We start from the raw sequence: 17,955 nt of genomic DNA on the forward strand, positions 1-17,955 counted from the left end.
ATAATCCCGCTCAGAACCCGCCTGTCATCCCTCTCGGGAGATTTCTAGGCAATGCCCTGCCGGGCAGTGAACGCGAGGTTTGCCATGAGGCTTGGGGAAGAAATTGGCCAAGCATGCCATCTGCGCGTCGGTCAGCCAGTAGAGAGTGCCCATGTCACAGCTGCGTCTTCGAAGCCGACAATCATGCCGTCCGCACAAAATCAACGCATCCTGGCCTTAGTCAGCCCATGCTGCTGCCACTGTTCCGCTCTCCGCGCAATGCTCGTCCGCGGTCGTGAACATAGCTCCACAATGCTATCGCGACCAAACTGAAAATGTAAAGAAGACCCAAGGCGACCACGATTTCTCCGGATATTGGCCCGACAGATGCTCTTTCCATGACTTCCGAAACGGAAATCGCGGGTTCAGGATGCACAATGATTTTTCCCATATAGGCAAGCGCCTGGATCAATAATATCCAGAGATAGGTGTTCCTGACCCTGCGCCCTACCGAGATTATCAGGCTGACGTGGTATTTCGGCCGCCAGTAATCTTCTGCCAGTGTTTTCTGCCAGTTTTCTTCCAGATGCAAATCCCCGCCGTCCAGCATTGGGGCGTAGAAATGGGTCTCTATCCAGCGACAGCGTGCGCGCCAGACATTGAAAAAGCGATACCTGCGTGCTTCGACCATCAGAAAGAACAGAAGCAACACGCCGACGAGAACAAGTGGCAGTGCAGAGGCCGTGGGCGCTGCAAAGGTGATCGACAGGGCGATCCCCAACGTCACCACCGACCAATTTGTCGTGGTATCCAGACGCGTTCGCCAGATCGTCGAGCGGTAGACCTCGGCCCGGTAAAGGTGTGCCAATGCCCCGATTTCGGCGGCGTTAAGATCCTTGCGTTTCTTGTCGTCCGTATCCGGGCCCATCATGCATTCCTTGTCCGATCAGCTAGATTAGACACGGCGATGTTTTCCGGTCAACGACAGCGGCCGGAGCGTTCAGCTGTCCGCCCACTTCTTCAGGGGCCGTTCTGACGGGAAGGTCTTTGCTGCGGGTGAACAATATCCGCACAGCGGCCAGTCATGAGGCGCAGCCGGATCTAGCAGGGCAGGCAGTGCCTTACCGCACCCGTTTGGGGTCGAGGATCGGCGGCTCCATCCCCGGGATATAGCTGTTGGAGATCAGCGTCCGGCAATGGTCCATGAAGGTGCTGACCAGTCGCGTTGGTTCTTGGCGTGCGGCGCGCAGCAGCCCCAGCCGCATCGGCTTGTGATCTCCGGCGATGCGCAGGCGCCGCACCGCGCGCCCGTCCAGCGCCGTTGTCGATTTGGGGCGGATGTTGGCGATGGAATAGCCGAAGCGGTTCGCCACCATGGTCCGGATCACCTCTTGTTGCTGCAGCCGCCCGGCGATCTTTGGCGTCAGCCCCATGCGGGCGAACAGCGCAAGGAAGTAATCGCGCGAGATTGGCAGATCGAGCAGGATGAGGTTCTGTTCGGCCAGTTCCTGCAGCGTCACGGCGGTTTCCTGCGCCAGCGGATCGCTCTCGCCGACCAGCGCATAGGGCGGCAGCTCGGCCAGCGGGATGAAGTCGTAATCATCCGGAAGTTGCAGATCGTAGCTGAGCGCAACGTCCAGCTCGGCGCGATGCAGATCGTTCAGCAGCTTTTCATGGTCGGCCACCTGCGGCAGCACCCGCACGCCGGGATAATCGGTGGCAAAGCTGTGCGCCACCTCGGGCAGCACCATCGGTGCAAAGGTCACAAGGCAGCCCAGAGACAGCGTGCCGCGCACCATTTCGGTGGCCTCGGATGCGGTGTGATACAGCTTTTGCGCCTGATCCATCAGCTGTTTCGCTTCGATCAGCAAGTCGCGCCCGGTGCGGGTCAGCGACAGGCCCTGCGCGTGGCGGCGCAGGAACAGTTGCGCGCCCAGTTCGGTTTCCAGCTGCGAGATGGCGGTGGAAATCGACGGCTGCGAGATGTTGATGCGCTCGGCGGCAAGCGTGATCGACCCCGCCTCGGCAGTGGCAATGAAATACTCGATCTGTCTCAGGGTGTAGCGCATGACGTCTAGTTCCGCCTTTGCCGCGCCTTTGGCAAGAGCGGGCGGCCCACAACGGGCCGCCCGACTGAAATCAATAGTCTTTTTCGTAGTAGATGCCTACGCCGCTGTCACCGGCGGAGGTGACAGAGGCCTTGGCCTTGAGATTGCGCTTGAGCTGGATGTTCAGGTTCACCGCGGTCTCGCCCGAGCTTTTGACCTCGACATCGGTGTAGATCTGATCGGTGATATACTTGCCAAGGCTGAGCGCCGCGTTGCCATCGGAATCGGTGGTCACGTCCAGATCATCCAGCCCGAAACCCTTGCGCAGGTTGCCGACGATGCCATCGCCGCCCTTGCCCGCAAGCGTGTTGACCGCCGAGGCGATCTGCAAGGCCTGAAAGGCGCTCAACTCGCCGACGTTGCGCCCGAACAGCAGTAGCGCCAGCACTTCCTCCTCGGGCCGGGAGGGGCTGGAGGAAAAGCTGACCTCGGGCGAGGTCGCCTCGCCGCTGACCGCGATGGTGATCTCGGTGTCGTCGCGCTGGGTGGTCGCCTCGACGTCGAGGGACGGGATGAAATCGCCGGTCATGGTCAGCGTTGCCGTGTCGAGCGTCAGCCGTTGGCCAAGGATGTCCAGCCGTCCGCGGATCAGCTCGAAGCGGCCTTCGGGCACGATATCGGTGGTGGTCCCGCGCAGCACAAGTCTGCCGCCGAGCTCCGCATCCAGCCCGCGACCGCGGACAAAGATCTGCCCCGGTGCCCGGATCGTCAGGTTCAGCGGCAGCACGTAGCCGGCGCCGCCGCTGTCCTGACTGTCCTGATCCAGCAGCCCGGCGCGATCGCGGGTTGCGCGCACATCGGCGGGTTCGGCGATATGCGTGAGGGTGAAATCGCGGCTGCCCGGCCCAAGGCCGGTTTCCGGAATGCGGATTTCGGCCTCGTCGATCAGGATGTCTCCGCCGATCGACGGGCCGGTCAGCAAGGGCCCCTGCACGGTGACGGTGCCGCCCGCAGTGGCCTGATACAGCCTGCGGTCCTCGAGCAGCAGGTTCTGCAACTGCACTGCAAGATCCGCCTGATAGGGCGCTGTCAGCCCGATGGTGCCGGTGGTGCGAATGGTGCCGCGTGACGACAGGCTTGCGTCCAGCGCCAGATCGACCCGATTGCCACCAAGCTGCGCATCGAGGTTGAGCCCGTTCAGCGACAGGGCAGGGCCGGGAAGCACCATTTCCGCGCCGCGCACCGTCACGTTGCCCGACAGCGACGATACCGCCAGCGGGCCGTTCAGCGACAGGTTCAGCTGGGCCGTGCCGTTCAGCAGGTTCGGCTCGATGAAGGTATTGGCAAGGTTCAGCGGCGCAGCGCCGTCGATGTTCAGGTTCGCCGTGGCGAAATCGCGCGCAAGGTTGCCCGCGATGCGCGCCTGCGTGCCCCCCGGTGCGGTGATCTGCGCGTTGACGTTGTAAGGCCCCGAGCCGTCGGAGCTCAGCGTGCCCTGCGCCGTGGCGCGGCCCGGAAGCTGCGGCACGATGACGCCAAGATTGGCCAACGCAACGTTATAGGACAGTTCGCTGCCGCCCTGCGCATCGAGGCTGCCCGAAGCGCTGGCAGTGATCTGCCCGGTGCTGACGTCAAGCTGGCTGACGGTGATGGTGCCAGCCTCGTCGCGGCTGGCCTTGATCACCGCGCGGCCAGTGCCGCCGATCAGCGCGTCAGCGGTGGGGATGCCAAGCCCAAGCCCCTGCGTGGTCAGAGTACCATCGGCGCCAAATGCGCCGCTCGCCGGGGTAAAGCTGCCGGTGCCGTCAAAACTCAGCGATCCGCGCAGGTTCATCCCCACCAGAGGCGCGAGATCCGACAGGCTGTCTGCCCCCGCCGTGCCGTCAAAGCTGATCGTGCCGACGCCGCCATCGGCGGTCTTGGTCGCCGTGACGCTGCCTTGCGCCCGCGTCTGGCCGGGCCCGGCGGCGGTGAAATCAAGAAGGTAGGCATCGGCGCTTTCGGTCAGGGTGCCGGTGGCAGTGGCGCTGCCCGGCGTGCCGGGGGCGGCCAGCGACAGATCGGGCAGGGTCAGATCGAAGCTGGCGCGCGACGATCCGGTCGCGATGGTGCCCTCGGCGGTGAGCTGGATGCCCGGCCCGTCGACGCGGGCCGCGTTGATGACGATGCCGCTGTCATCGCGCAGCACATCCACGTTTGCCGTGGTGCGGCCCGCCAGCAGCCCGTCGATCTGCGCAATGCCGACCACAAGGTCTTGTGTCACCAAGTCGCCTTTGGCGTCAAAGAAGCCGTTGCTCAGCGTATAGCTGCCGGTGCCGTCAAAGCTCAGCCCGCCGCCAAGCGTGCGCCCGGCGATGTCCGAGAACGCAGCCAGTTGCCGCGCGTTGGCAGTGCCGTCAAAGGCAACGCGGGCGATGGAGCCATCCGCCGCCTTGTCTGCCGTGACGGTGCCGTCGATGCGGGTGTCTCCGGGTCCGGCGGCGGTCAGGTCGAGCGTATAGGTGCCGGCGTCTTCGACCAGCGTGCCTTGCGCCGTCAAGCTGCCCGACGCGCCCGGCGCGACCAGCGACAGATCGGGCAGTGCGATATCGAAACTGGCGCGGCTGTCGCCGGTCAGAAACGTGCCCGAGGCGTTGGCGGTGAGGCCGGGGCCATTGACGCGCCCGTCGTTGATCACGATGCCATCGGCGTTGCGGACAACATCGACCTGCGCGCGGGTGGTACCTTGCAGCAGACCGTCGAGCTGATCGATGCCGACCTTTAGGTCCTGCGTGACCAGCGCGCCCTTGGCATCGAAATAGCCGGTATCCAGCGTGTAACTGCCGGTGCCCTCGAAGTTCAGCGCTCCGGCCAGCTCGCGCTGCGCCAGCGCCGCAAAGGCCGACAGGTCGCTGGCGTTGAGTGTGCCGGTAAAGCCGCCGCCCGCGATGCTGCCGTCTGTTGCCTTAGCAGCGGTCAGCACGCCGTCCAGCGTCAGGCCACCGGGGCCGCGCGCCGTCAGATCCAGCGCATAGGCCGCTTCGCCCTCTTGAAGTGTGCCATTGGCGGTCAGCCCGCCGGTTGCGCCGGGCTGAATCAGCGACAGGTCGGGCAGGGCGATATCGAATTGCGCGGTGCTTTGCCCGGTGACAAGCCGCCCCGAAGCGTCCAGCGTGAGCGCCTGACCGTCGATCTTTGCTTCGCTGATCGACAGGCCGGATTCGTTGCGCGCCGCCGAGACATTGACGCTGACCTCGCCAGTCATCAGCCCGTCAAGCTGCGCAGTGCCGGTGATCAGGTCGGTTGTGGTGCCTTGCGCGCTCAGGGCGAACCGGCCCGAGACCGGCTCGTAATCGCCCTTGATCGCCAGATCGGCCGCGCCGCCCAAGCTGCGCCCGGCCAGCCCGGAAAACCGGTCCAGCCCGGCAACCCGCGCTTGCAGGTCGGGTGAAATGGTCGGGTCTTGCCCTTGCACGAGCCCGTCAAAGCCGATGGCACCGGCGATGTTCACGCCCGCGCCCGACAGGTCGATGTTCGACAGGGTCAGGGGCGATCCCTGTTGCCAAGCGACATCGAGAGTGCCGGTCAGTTCGCTGCCAGCGGCCTGCGCCAGCGAGGCATCGGTGAAGTCCAGCCCGGCAACGGTCATGTCCAGCGTGCCCGCAATCTGCGCCGGTTGGGTGTCGGGCGACAAGGTTCCGGTCACGTCGATACGCGCCTGCGCTATGGTCATGTCGGGGCGCGCGACGCCGCTTGCCAGCACGTTCAGCACCAGCCCGTCGCTTTGCGCGCGATCATAGCTCAGCGTCAGCGTTGCCTCGTTGAGCTGCGTGTCAGCCGAGGTGAAGGGCAGCGTCACCGGTTGCCCGTTCTCCGAGCCGATGCGCCCGGACAGGTCCAGAAGCTCTGGCCAGCCATCGGCGCCGATGCGGGCGCGCCCGTTCAGTGCCGCCTGCGCCGTGGTCAGCCGCAGCGTGCCAAGATCCAGCGCGCCCGTCGGTTCCATCGTGCCATTGGCCGCCAGCGCCTGCTGCTCGCCAAGAAAGGCGCGCTGCTCTTCGGGAAGGAAGGGGCGCAGATCGCCTGACAGGTCGGCGGCAAAGGCGCGCCCGCCATCATTGGTGCCTTGCAAGGTGACCTGTCCGCTCAGTCGGTCGATGCCGTCGGAGGCCAGCGCGATGTCGGCGTTGAAATCGTCGAGCGGGCCATTGCCTTCGATCTGAAGGTTCAACGCCGGTGCGCCCGGCAGGCCAAGCTTTGTCGCCAGCAGCCCGCCCGGCGCCTCGTCGAGCGTGACGTCGATGGTCAGCTCTTCGGTGGCGTTGGCATAGCTGCCGGAGAGCTGAAGGGCATCGGATTTCTCGTCGGTGCGTAGCAGGTTCAACTCGACGGTGCCGTCACCGTCGGCAAGCTGCGCCGAGCCGTCGATCCGCGCGCTCAGCGGCTCGCCGATCACCGGCGCGCCAAGTTCCAGCGAGGCAATGGCGAAGGTGCCGATGTTCACCGAGACCGGCAGATCGGGCAGGGAAAACGCGGTTCCCGAGGCTTCGGGCGCGGGGGCGGCGTTGCTTGCCGGAAGACGATCGAGCGCGAGGCGCTCTGCCGACAGCTCGTTGACCTCGACGCGCCCGCGCAGCAGCGCCGTGCGCGACCAGTCGAGCGTGGCGTTTTCCAGCGTCAGCCAGACGCCCTGATCGTCGGCGATGGTCATCCGCTCAAGCGTCGCCTGCGAGCTGAGCGCGCCGCGAAAGCCGCTGACGCTGACCGCCATGCCATCCGATGACAGCGCGTTTTCGATCAGACGTTCCAGAGCGGTGCCGCCGTCGTCATCCTGCGCGGCCGCGGGCAGTGACAGACAGAAGAGCAGCGGAAGAAGGAGAAGGAGCCGTTTCAAAATGCCTGACCTATGCCGATGTAAAGTTGCACACCGTTGCCGGTGTCGCCCGATGTCGGCCCGGCCACGTCGACGCGCAGCGGCCCGATGCCAGTTTTGTAGCGCAGCCCGAGGCCCGCGCCCGAATGCCAGTTGCCATCGCTGCCCGGAGCCGAATCGGCCCCGATGAAGCCCGCGTCGGCAAAGGCCACCACCTGAAAGCTTTCGCCGATGTCCTGACGCAATTCGCCGGACAGACCCAGAAAACTGCGCCCGCCGGTTTCGTCGCCATCGCCCAGATCGACGGTCAGAGACTGGTAGGGCTGGCCACGCACCGATCCGGCGCCGCCGGAGTAAAACAGGTATTCCGGCTGTGTATCTTCAAGCGGCGAAGCGAGGACCGAGCCCAGCTGCAACCGCCCTGCCAGCACGGTGCCCTTGTCGGCGCCAAAGCCGTAATAGCCGCGCATGTCGGAATACAGCCGCGCGCCGTCGCCCGCCCCGGTCAGGTTCACGAAAGGCGTCAGGTCGGTGTCGATGTACCAGCCTGATTTCGGATCGAGATCATTGTCGCGCTTGTCCCAGGTCAGCGTGGTTGGCAAAGTGAACAGCAGGAAGTCGCGGTAGCCCAGATCGTCGTCGACCTCGGAATAGCGCAGCCCGATGCCAAGCGAGCCGGACAGCTCGTCGCTGAAGCGCCGCGAGACGCCGGTGGACAGCTCGATGCTGTTGGACAGGTAGGTCGGCTCGTTCTCGGAGGAGAGGGCCAACTGGAAATAGGCGGTGGTGTCCGGATCCCAGACGGCCACGGCGGCGGGGACTTCAAGCCGCGCCGTCAGGCTGGCGTCGATCTGGTCGGTCTCGCCCGAAATGTCAGAGACCTCGGCATCGATGCGGAACTGTTCCGCCCCGCCAAGTGCGTTGCGGTGCAGCCAGTAGGTCTCCAGCGACAGCCCTTCGAGCGAGGAGACCTCGGCGCCAAAGCCAAGGCGGCGGGGTTTGGCATCGCTGACGCTCAGCAGCATGTCGAGCGATCCGTCGGCGTTGGGGGTTTCCGCCTCGCGTAGGGTGACGGTGCTGAAGGCGCCGGTCTCTGTCAGGCGGCGCACCGCATCGTCGACCTCGTCGGGGTCAAAGACCTCTCCGGTCGGGATGCCCGCGATGCGGCGGCGCGCTGCGCTGCGCACGCTGCTGTCGTTGACGTTCTGCAGCGCGCCGAAGGTCAGGCGCGGGCCGGGCGCCACGCCCATCGCCACGTCGAGCGTCGAATCGCGGTGATCGGCGGTGACGGATTCCTGCGCGATCTCGGCCTTGGCATGGCCGACCTGACGCCATGCCTCGATGCTGGCGTCGGCGGCGTCGCCCACCACGCTCGCCGCAGCGGTCTCGCCGCTGGCAAAGCCACCGGGAAGGGTGGTTTCCGGTGCCAGCGGGGCGATGTCGGCGCGGCCAAAGGTGAACTGGGGGCCTTGCCTGACCTCGACCCGAACGGTGCCAACCGTGTCGGGCGTTTCCAGCAGAGGAATGCCGGACGCCTCGCGCCCGTCAAGGGTGATGCTGATCACCCCGCCGTAATAGCCCGCGTCATACAGCGTTTCCGTCAGAATGCCGTAATCCGACAGGGCGGCGGCAAGGATATCCTGCCCGGACACCCTGTCTTCGCCTTCGGCAGCGGCAAGGGCCGAATAGGCCTTGATCTGTGATCGCAGGTTTTCGCTCATGCCGGGCGTGTCGAAATCAAGGTCGTCGAGCGCCGCGACCGGTCCCGAAACAAGCGCGAGGGTGAGGCCGAGAGCGGCGGTCTGGGGGATGCCCTTGCAGGCATGGCGGCGCCAGGAGGTCACTGTTAATCGTCCTTTATAGGGCCTGGAAGGCACGATGCGCCGGGCAGGGCGCAGGAGTAACCTAGGGCAGGGTTGTCGGGCTGACCAGCGTGTCGCAGGGATTCCACCAGAGCGGGGTTGAAGTGCTGCGCCAGCGTCGCATCCTCGTCACAGCATTACCGTGATCGTGCGGGGCTTGTCTGGCGCGGGCGCTGGGCCTATCCCGGTTGCGGGGCCTGTGGCCTTGCAAGACAGCGGCGACCGGGTTTGGAGACGACATGCGAAAGACGATCGTGATCGGCGGCGGCAAGTTTGCATTGGCGCCGTCTGCGGTGGCCGCTGGGCGGCATATTGAGGCGCAGTTCGGGCGCGGGGAGCGGCAAGGCTGCGGCCCTCGGCCCGCCTCTGTGCTTGACGGGCGGGCGGCGGATATCAGGCCGGGCCGCCAGACCGCGTGGCCCGCCGGGATGATTGCGCATCGGGCCTTGATGCGCTGCGAACAAAGAGAGCGTGCATGACCATTTACGTCACCGGAAGCTCGGGCGTTCTGGGGTTCGAAATCCTGTCGCATCTGCATGGCGCGGGTTTTGATGCGATGGGAGTCGCGCGGCGACCGCTGCCGCGCAGCGGGCGGGGGCTGCGGCAGATTTCGACCCCCGAAGTGCTGACCGCCGGCTGGATGCCGCGCCCGAGGGGCGAGACCATCGTGCATTGCGCCGGGCTGCCCAGCCCGCGGGTGCATTTCAACGATTTCGCCGAACTGTCGCGCCGCGAGATCGAACCGCAGCTGCGGTTCGCCGAAAAGCTGCTGGCCAAGGGTTGGCGGGGGCACATGGTCTACCTGTCCTCGGCCGGGGTGTACGGCGACACCGACCAGCTGCCGATCACCGAAGACGCGCCATTGGCGGCGAAAAGCTGGTACGCCCTGCAGAAGATGGCGGTGGAACAGGGGCTGTCGTTTCTGGCGCAGCGCTATGGCTTCCGGCTGACCATCCTGCGGGTGGCGAATGTCTATGGTGCCGAAACCGCGGGGCCGAGCTTTGGCGTGGTGACGATTCTGCTCGACGCGCTGCGCAGCGGCAAACCGTTCCGCCTGTTCGGCGGCGGCACGTCGCTGCGCGACTATATCCACGTGTCGGATTTCTGCGCGCTGGTCGAGCGCTGCTGCACGGTGCAGATTCCCGGGCCGGTCACGGTGCTGAACGTGGGCACCGGGGTTGGCACATCGCTGGCCGATCTGGCGGAACTGCTGCCGCGCGTGGCGGGCGGCAGCCTCGATCTGCACCACGAGCCGCAAGCGGGCGAGGTCGGCTCCAGCGTGCTCGACATTTCGCGCGCGCGGGCGCTGCTGCAATGGGCGCCGCGCGTGACGCTAGAAGACGGGCTGCGCCATATGGTGGGCGCTTAGGTCAGTCTTCCTCGAAGGGGTCCCATTCGTCTTCGACCTCGGGCAAGGCCTCGGCGACCGCCTCTTGCTGGATCGCCTCGGGGGTGCGCACTGCGAGGATTTCGGCTTCGGGGAACACTGCCAGCGCCGCCATCACCAGCGGGTGCGCGGCGGCCTTGGCCTTCAGCGCCAGCTCTTCGGCGTGGTCTTTTTCATAGACCGTCGGGGTGTCGCAGCCATTGACCAGCGTCACCGCCCAGCGGTTGCCTGTCCAGCGTTGCAGCGCGGCGCCAAGACGCTGGGACAGATCGGCGGGCGCACCGTCGGACGGGGTGAATTCGATCCGTCCGGGTTGGTAGGCGGCAAGACGCACATGCCGTTCGACCTGCGCCAACAGCAGCCCGTCGCGGTTGACGCGGATCAACTCGATCACATGCTCGAAACTGGGATAACGCGCCAGCGCCTGATCGGCGGCCAGCGCCCGCACGGCGTTGCCATGCTGCGCGACGGGGCCGGTGGGCGCGGCATGGGTCGGCATCGGCGCGCCCATTGCACTGGTCCCGGCGGGGGCCTGCGCATAGCCGCCCCCCGAGGGCGGCGGCGGGGGCGGGGTATCGGACAGCTTGCGGATCAGCTCTTCGGGAGAGGGCAGTTCCGAGACATGGGTCATGCGGATCACTGCCATCTCGGCGGCCATCATGGCGTTGGGGGCCTGCGCCACCTCGTCCAGCGCCTTGAGCAGCATCTGCCACATCCGCGTCAGCGCCCGCATGCCAAGGTTCGCCGCCAGCGCAAGGCCACGGGTGCGTTCATCGGGGCCGATGGTGGGGTCTTCGGCGGCGTCCGGCGTGATCTTGACCACCGAGATCCAATGGGTCAGCTCGGCCAGATCCCGCAGCACCGCCAGCGGATCGGCGCCATCGGCATATTGCTCGGACAGCTCTGTCAGTGCACCGGCGGCATCGCCGCGCATGATCTTTTCGAACAGGTCCATGACCCGGCCCCGGTCGGCAAGGCCGAGCATGGCGCGCACCTGATCCGCGCCGGTCTCGCCGGCGCCATGGCTGATCGCCTGATCCAGCAACGAGGTGGCATCGCGGGCCGAGCCTTCGGCGGCGCGGGTGATCAGCGCCAGCGCGTCATCGGTGATCTCGGCGGTTTCGCCATCGGCGATCCTGCGCAGCAGCGCGATCATCACCTCTGGTTCGATGCGGCGCAGATCGAAACGCTGGCAGCGCGACAGCACCGTCACCGGAACCTTGCGGATCTCGGTGGTGGCAAAGATGAATTTCACATGCGCGGGCGGCTCTTCGAGCGTCTTGAGCAGCGCGTTGAACGCGTTGGTCGTCAGCATGTGCACTTCGTCGATGATGTAGATCTTGTAGCGCGCACTGGCCGCTCGGTAATGCACGGAATCGATGATCTCGCGGATGTCGCCGACGCCAGTGTTGGAGGCGGCGTCCATCTCGATCACGTCGACATGGCGGCCTTCCATGATTGCCTTGCAATGCTCGCATTTTCCGCAGGGTTCGGTGGTCGGCCCGCCGGTGCCATCGGGGCCGATGCAGTTCATGCCCTTGGCGATGATGCGCGCCGTGGTGGTCTTGCCGGTGCCCCGGATGCCGGTCATGATGAAGGCCTGCGCGATGCGCCCGGCCTTGAAGGCGTTCTTGAGCGTGCGCACCATCGCGTCCTGCCCGACGAGATCGGCAAAAGTCTCGGGGCGGTACTTGCGGGCGAGAACCTGATACTTGGGCGATTGCTCGGACATCGGGGGCCTTTCGGGCATCTGGACCCGAACAAGGTATGCGCCGCGGGGCCAGAGGTAAACCGGCTGCCGCGCGAATCCGGCTGAACACTTCCGGCGGTCGCGTCTTGTGGCCGGGACGGATCATTCCGGCGTAACATTCGGGGCCGACGGGCCGGTTCCATTGCCCGCCCGACGGCTGGGCCTTTCCGAAGGGTGATCCTTTGCCGCGCGGCAGGGGTCGCAATCGCACGGCTTTCCCAACGGCAGCCTGGGCCCGCGCAAAAGCTGGTTCGCAAAGGGCTGCGAATCGGGCAGCATCGGCGCATGTGACCCCTTCAACGCCAAGAGCCTGTGAATGACGATTCTCCACGCGCTTCCGGTTGCCGGGGGCATCCTCGCAATTTCGGCGATCCCCGGCGCGGATGGTGATCTGGCCGGAGACCTGAGCCATCTGGCCGATTGGCGGCCTTCGGTGGTGATCTCTCTGGTGACCGTTGCCGAGTTCGAGGCGCTTGGCGCCGGGCGTCTTGCCAGTTTTGTCGCCGATCATGGCGCGCGCTGGGAGCATCTTCCGGTCGTGGATTTCGGCACGCCGGATGCTGCGTTCGAACGGCGCTGGGCGGTGCTGAGCCGGGCGATCCTGAAGGCTCTGGCAGGGGGCGGACGGGTGCTGGTGCATTGCCGGGGCGGGTGCGGTCGCTCGGGCATGCTCGCCTTGCGGCTGATGATCGAGGCAGGCGAGGCCCCCGATGACGCGCTGGCGCGGCTGCGCGCGGTACGGCCCTGCGCGGTCGAGACCGCGGCGCAGTTGCGCTGGGCGGTCTCTGTCCGCCGCGATGCCGCGCGGTTTCTGCGCCACGAAGATTGAGCGCCCGCGCAAAGCGATCCCTGCCGGACATCGGATCACCTTCAGGACAATGTCTCTTGCGAAAGCCAGTGTCGATAGGCGCGCGCCCAGCCTTAGGATGAAGCGGCGATGCGGCCTCGTATGCGGGTGGGTTGGCCTGCGCTGGATCGACAGGCAGCTTCTGGCCGGGCTGCATCCGGCCTTCACTCGGTGTCTGCGCCAGCGCGAAGAGCTTGAGCGGTCGACCCAAGATCACGGCACCTTCGCCAATGCGGCATCGCAGGATCTGACGGTGCCGTTTCGTGCCATCCGCAACACTGCGGGCTGGGTTGAAGAGGATCTTTAGGGCAGAGGTGATCAAGATATTTCTATTTATTCCATAGCGATGGGGTGTGGTTTCATCGGGGGTAAAGCCTGCTTAATACCTTGTTGGCCCATTCTCTCATCAGTGGCATCAAGGAGCGATCCATGCAGGTCTCTGCACGACCTTGTCGATAGGGTGCGAGATGCCGCCGGGGGCGATCTTCAAGACGGGCTCCATGCGCCGGCCGGCACCGTCGCAGGTTCAGACCTGCGGGTATGTGGCGCGCAAGGCGTGCCAGCGGGCGCGCTGTTGCTCTGGTGACACCCGTTCCGTGATGCTGTCCCACCGATCTGCCACGTTGCGCAATGCGGTTGCAGGGTCGACATGCCCTTCAAGGGTGCGCAGCAGCCACATGGTCAGGCTGTCCCAGTATTCCTGACGCCGCCCGATGTAGAGATCCGGGATCGGGCGCGCCATGGCCTTGCGATGCTCTTTCAGGAAGGACGCGCCGTAGACGTCGATGATGCGAGGATCATCGTAATGTTCAGGGCGGAACGGATCGAAATAGCCATCGACAGCGGCGACGGCGTCTGCCGACGGCCCTTTCGAGACGGCGAAGTCGCAGAACCCGTAGGCAAGGGCCGGCGCGTTGCAATGCCGGGCGACGACATAGCTCCAGCCCCAGTTGAAATAGGAGAGTGCGCCGGCTTCTCCCCCCGGCAAGGGGCCATTTGCGACGCGCCCGCGCATCTTCGCCCCGATCTGGTGCAACGCCTTCTGCGTGCCGCCCCAGCCGATATCGGCGTAGATATCGCCGCGGTCGTACCTCTTCCAGTTGTCGAACATGCCCAGCTCGGCCCCGGTCTGATGCTGACTGGCCGCAATCATCGCTTCCAGCGCGCCAACCCCCGCATCGTTTGCAACGTCGGCGCGACAGTCGTCATCGAAAGGCATTCCTCCACGCGCATGAAGTCGCGCCCACCATTCCCACGCCGCATAAGACGCGGTCCGGTACAGACAGCCGCCGAACCGCCCCTGTTCCGGGCGATGGAAGAACGCCATCTGACGGTCAAGCTCTTCCCAAGTCTGCGGAATCGCAAGCGGCGTTCCGGTGGTGTCCGCATAGTGCGCGCCGTGCTGGGGATCTTCGAGCATGTCGCGGTTGTAGAACATCAGATAGACGTCACCATCGGTCTGAAACCCCCACAGACGATCATCGAAGCGGTCTCCGATCCCGCCGGGAGACGAGATCCCCTGTTCGGCGGCAAAGTGATCCAAGGGCAGGATCGCGCCAGCCTCGGACAGGTCGGGGATGCCGAAGGTCGCCGGCAGCGCGACGTCTATCCCAAGATCCGGCAGCATTGCCTCGAGCATGAGGGTGGCATTGATATCGTCAAGATCCGACACGATCATCTCGACCTTGCAGCCATGGGCCGCCTCGAAATTGTCGATCACGGACCGGACATTGGCCTGCGAGCCGTCGGGCACCAGCACCCGTAGCGCCCGTCCGAGCCCCGCCGCCAGCCCCCCGAGCGGTGACGCCTGCGCCGGGGCAAACCCACCCGCCAGCGCGCCGGCGGTGAGTTGCATCACTTTGCGTCGATTGAACACCGCGCTCTCCCAATCGCCTTCAATTCGCAGGATGGGCGGGGAATCTTTAGATCGATTTAACAGCTTGCCCGATATTCCGGTCGCAACGGTTGCAAACGGAACGATCGACGAGATGCCCAGTCACACGCGACATTCCCTGCTCTGGAATCTGCGGATCCTGATGCTGGTTGTGCTTGCGGTGAGCCTGCTGTCCTTCTGGGCCAAGAGCCATTATCTCAGAAAAACCGAAGTGAGCGCACTGGAACTGTCGCTGAAGACCGACAGCATGATCTGGGTGGCGCGTCAGATGCCAGAGCTGGTGTCGGGCTACGCGACGTTGCGCGATCAGGTCGGCGTAGCTCCGAGCTTGGAAGCGCTTGACGCTTTGACGCTGCGGCTCGGAATCCTGCACAGACGGGCGACGATCCTGTCGATCCCGAACGCAGATGCGCTCGAAGAAATTATGACTGAAAACATAGTTTTACGGCGCGGGTATCTGGAAAAATCCGCGCAGCTTGCCCAAATGACCGACGCTGTATCCAGACGTCTTGAAACCATGACATGGCACCTGGAAACCCGCGAGGCGGATGTCGGCGGCATGCTGACCCGTCTGCGGGAAAACGGTGCCGACGACACGCTCCCGGGCGAGCGCGTTGATGAACTTCTGGCGATTTCGAAACTGATCACCTCGATCAGCAGCTTGCGGCGGCTTGTGGTGAATATCCCTCATCTCGGCCTCGAAGAGGCCTACACGACCAAGCTGCAACTGGTGCGCGAGGTCAGCACCATATCGAACGAGCTGACAAAGATACGCCCTTCGGCACGTCGCACGGCGTTGGTTGCGGATGTCATCGCCTTCAAGGAAACCATGATCGCGCAAGGCGGCGTCTTTCCCTTGATCAAGCAGATGACGCAGGCCCATAGCACCCATCTTGCCAGCGAGGCAAAGGCAACCGAACAACTCGACGCGCTTGTGGCGGTGACCGAAGACGGTACGCTGGGCGTTGTCGGCGAGCTTCAGGCCCTCGCGCTCGAGAACCGGTCGATGACGCAGGCCATGCGCCGGGTCGATTTCTTCATGACGATCTTTATCTGGGTGTTCGGCATCGCCATCTTCTGGCGTTTGATCGAGCGGAACCTGTTCCTGCGTCTTGAGCGGCTCATCTCGCGGCTTGGCGCCATGACACGGGGGGATTACAGCCGTCCGTCGCCCCCATCGGCGGCGGATGAGGTCGGGGTGCTGGAAACCGCCGTCGAGACCCTGCGTATCACGACGCGCGAACTTGCAATGACCCATGCCACGCTTGACACGATCCTGGAAAACGCGCCGAGCGGGATTGTGACCATGGATTCCGATGGGCTGATCACGAGGGTGAACAGGGTCATGGAAGACACGCTTGGGGTGCCGCGAGACAAGCTGCTGGGCCAGAACGCCGAGAAACTGCTGTCCACCATCACTTCGCCAGAGCAGCGCTTGATGCTGCCGGTGGCCATCGACGCGCCGCTGGTTCGTGATCTGGCGATCCGGCACGCCGATGGCCGGACGGTGCACACCGAAATTGTCGTCCGCCGCATCGAGGCCGAGGCCAAGAGCGGCGTCATTGCGGTGTGCCACGATGTGTCGGAGCGCAAGGAGGCCGAGACCCGCCTGCGCGCCGCTCACGCCGAACTGCAACGTTCGAACAAGGATCTAGATAGCTTCGCCTATGCGGCGTCGCACGATCTGAAGGCGCCGCTGCGGGCGATCGAGAACATTCTGGGATGGGTCGAAGAGGATCTGGAGGGCTATATCGCCGGGGAAACGGCCAGCAACTTCAAAATGATGCGCGGACGGATGGACCGGATGAAACGCCTTCTCGACGATCTTCTCGACTATTCGCGGATCGGCCGCGATGACATCGGGTCCGAGATTGTGCCCGGCGCCGAACTGGTCGCCGAGATCGTCGGCCTGTGTGACATCCCCCCCGGCTTCAAGGTCGAGACCAGCGATGGTCTGAAAGCGCTTCCGGTGCAGGTGATGCCGCTCAAGAACGTGCTGCTGAACCTTGTCTCGAATGCCGTCAAGCATCATGACCGCGCGCAAGGCAAGATCCGTATCTCGGCAGAGGAGCTCGGCGATCTGCTGCTGTTCGAGGTGGCGGATGACGGGCCGGGCATCCCGGCCGAGTTCCACGAAAGGGTGTTGAGAATGTTCGAAACGCTGAAACCGCGCGATCAGGTGGAAGGCAGCGGCATCGGGCTGGCCATGGTCAAGCGGCACGTCGAGCTGCGCGGCGGGCATCTCGAGATCCGCTCGGGGGCAGGGCGCGGCACAGCCTTCAGGTTCACATGGCCACGCGCCGGCGTGGTACATCCGAGGCGTCAGGCGGGCTGACCCGACGAACGTCAGGGTAAGGGGTCGAAAATCAGTGTGCTAGGTGAGAGGCTGGACAACGACCCAAGCGGGGCTCGTTACGGCTGCTTCCTTCCGGACCTGACCGGGTTGGCGAGGTGCCTGCCCGCGCCAACCTCTCAAGAGGTCATCTAAGGGCCGTGGGCGGGATTCGCAAGCCCTTCGTCCAAAGCGTCCCAAGGCGAAATACGATAAACCGGCAAGCCTTCGCCTTTCCAGCCCGCCTCGGCCTGCGTAAATCCATGCATCGTTGCGGCATGGCCACGCACAGCCGCGCCGTTTGCAACAGCAACGTGGTGCCGGGCAGCGGGATCAGATGCCGGTTGTGGTCTGCCTCGGGGGCTCTGGTGCCTTGTTCAACGCATGGCAGCGCGGGTGATGTCTCGTCCTTCGAACACGATGGTGTGGCGGCGACCGGGGGCGACGGTGGCGCTGCCAAAGATCGTCCCGGTGATCTGGTTTGCATCTGTGGTAAGCAGTTTGCCGTTGCTGTCGTATGTCATCGGACGCGGTCGGCCGATTTCGGAGCGGAGCCTGTCGATTGCGTCGATTTTTAGCTCGGGACACCGGGGGTGAGCAACGCCGCATCCTGCGCGCCGGGACCCATCAGATTGACGCTGCCCGCCGGGGGCTCAGGCCAGTCGTTCAGCGGCGGGCCGCGGGTCTACACCGCCCGCACTGTGTTGCCCCAGCAACTTCACGGATAGACATGCACCCATGATCCGCAGATGGGCCGACAACCTAGCGCGAAAGCGGAAAAGGGCCGAAGCGCATCAGCGCCACCCCGGCGCCGAACCCGGAAAAGATGGAGCGGCGGGTCAGGGTCTGTGGGGGACGCCGTGTCATCGACTGCTGCGTTTTCGAAATGACGGCTCTGGTGCGGGTCGCCGCATCTCATCCTCAGCCCAATAGATGACCCTGACCGGAACAGCCCGAGCGATCGCATGGCCAAACGTAAAATACTGTCGTGAACCCTATTTGCC

At 64.9% G+C, this 17,955-nt stretch carries 11 protein-coding genes, 1 other RNA gene and 1 pseudogene; 4 read left to right on the forward strand and 9 right to left on the reverse strand.

Annotated elements, in window-relative coordinates; translation table 11 throughout:
* Nucleotides 1–69: 69 nt before the first annotated feature.
* The 5 genes and pseudogenes from KO516_RS12710 to KO516_RS24770 form a co-directional block, all read right to left on the reverse strand.
* Nucleotides 70–153, reverse strand: a pseudogene (locus KO516_RS12710) (IS5/IS1182 family transposase); the annotation flags it as partial.
* Between the two features lie 67 nt (nucleotides 154–220).
* Nucleotides 221–910 (reverse strand): DUF2270 domain-containing protein, encoded by a 690-nt coding sequence (locus KO516_RS12715; protein ID WP_216004164.1) that lies wholly within the window; start codon nucleotides 908–910, stop codon nucleotides 221–223.
* Nucleotides 911–1,100: 190 nt separating this feature from the next.
* Nucleotides 1,101–2,048 carry a LysR family transcriptional regulator gene (locus KO516_RS12720; RefSeq protein WP_216004165.1) on the reverse strand — a complete coding sequence of 316 codons (948 nt, stop codon included), beginning with the start codon at nucleotides 2,046–2,048 and terminating at the stop codon, nucleotides 1,101–1,103.
* A 70-nt stretch (nucleotides 2,049–2,118) separates the two neighbouring features.
* Nucleotides 2,119–6,900, reverse strand: coding sequence for a translocation/assembly module TamB domain-containing protein (locus KO516_RS12725; protein ID WP_216004166.1), 4,782 nt, complete (start codon nucleotides 6,898–6,900; stop codon nucleotides 2,119–2,121).
* The gene (locus KO516_RS24770; RefSeq protein ID WP_371742083.1) at nucleotides 6,897–8,723 is read right to left on the reverse strand and encodes an autotransporter assembly complex family protein; all 1,827 of its coding nucleotides are present in this window, start codon (nucleotides 8,721–8,723) and stop codon (nucleotides 6,897–6,899) included. Before KO516_RS24770 ends, KO516_RS12725 begins: the two co-directional genes overlap by 4 nt.
* Before the next feature lie 493 nt (nucleotides 8,724–9,216).
* Here KO516_RS24770 and KO516_RS12735 point away from each other — a divergent pair, with 493 nt between their 5' ends.
* A complete protein-coding gene (locus tag KO516_RS12735; protein ID WP_216004167.1) occupies nucleotides 9,217–10,110 on the forward strand; it encodes an NAD(P)-dependent oxidoreductase in 894 nt (297 codons plus the stop codon).
* A gap of 1 nt (nucleotide 10,111) precedes the next feature.
* Here the strand turns inward: KO516_RS12735 and KO516_RS12740 are convergent, their stop codons facing one another.
* Entirely contained in the window at nucleotides 10,112–11,860 is a 1,749-nt protein-coding gene (locus KO516_RS12740; RefSeq protein WP_216004168.1) for a DNA polymerase III subunit gamma/tau, read from the reverse strand.
* Between the two features lie 334 nt (nucleotides 11,861–12,194).
* Between KO516_RS12740 and KO516_RS12745 the strand changes: the two genes are divergently transcribed.
* Both KO516_RS12745 and KO516_RS12750 read left to right on the forward strand, forming a co-directional pair.
* Nucleotides 12,195–12,707: a protein-tyrosine phosphatase family protein gene (locus KO516_RS12745; protein ID WP_216004169.1), complete on the forward strand. Its 513-nt coding sequence runs from the start codon at nucleotides 12,195–12,197 to the stop codon at nucleotides 12,705–12,707.
* 97 nt (nucleotides 12,708–12,804) lie between these two features.
* Complete coding sequence (locus tag KO516_RS12750; RefSeq protein WP_216004170.1) at nucleotides 12,805–13,032, forward strand: hypothetical protein; 228 nt, start codon at nucleotides 12,805–12,807, stop codon at nucleotides 13,030–13,032.
* Nucleotides 13,033–13,251: 219 nt separating this feature from the next.
* Here KO516_RS12750 and KO516_RS12755 read toward each other — a convergent pair whose 3' ends face one another.
* The gene (locus KO516_RS12755; protein WP_216004171.1) at nucleotides 13,252–14,580 is read right to left on the reverse strand and encodes an extracellular solute-binding protein; all 1,329 of its coding nucleotides are present in this window, start codon (nucleotides 14,578–14,580) and stop codon (nucleotides 13,252–13,254) included.
* A 133-nt stretch (nucleotides 14,581–14,713) separates the two neighbouring features.
* Between KO516_RS12755 and KO516_RS12760 the strand changes: the two genes are divergently transcribed.
* Nucleotides 14,714–16,954, forward strand: a complete 2,241-nt coding sequence (locus KO516_RS12760) for an ATP-binding protein (protein ID WP_216004172.1) — start codon at nucleotides 14,714–14,716, stop codon at nucleotides 16,952–16,954.
* Between the two features lie 41 nt (nucleotides 16,955–16,995).
* Here KO516_RS12760 and ffs read toward each other — a convergent pair.
* Together ffs and KO516_RS12770 are read right to left on the reverse strand one after the other, a co-directional pair.
* An RNA gene (ffs, locus tag KO516_RS12765) (signal recognition particle sRNA small type) lies at nucleotides 16,996–17,094 on the reverse strand.
* A gap of 234 nt (nucleotides 17,095–17,328) precedes the next feature.
* Nucleotides 17,329–17,475, reverse strand: a complete 147-nt coding sequence (locus tag KO516_RS12770; protein WP_216004173.1) for a hypothetical protein — start codon at nucleotides 17,473–17,475, stop codon at nucleotides 17,329–17,331.
* Nucleotides 17,476–17,955: the final 480 nt, after the last annotated feature.

It is taken from the genome of Citreicella sp. C3M06, from assembly GCF_018860705.1.
GTDB lineage: Bacteria > Pseudomonadota > Alphaproteobacteria > Rhodobacterales > Rhodobacteraceae > Salipiger.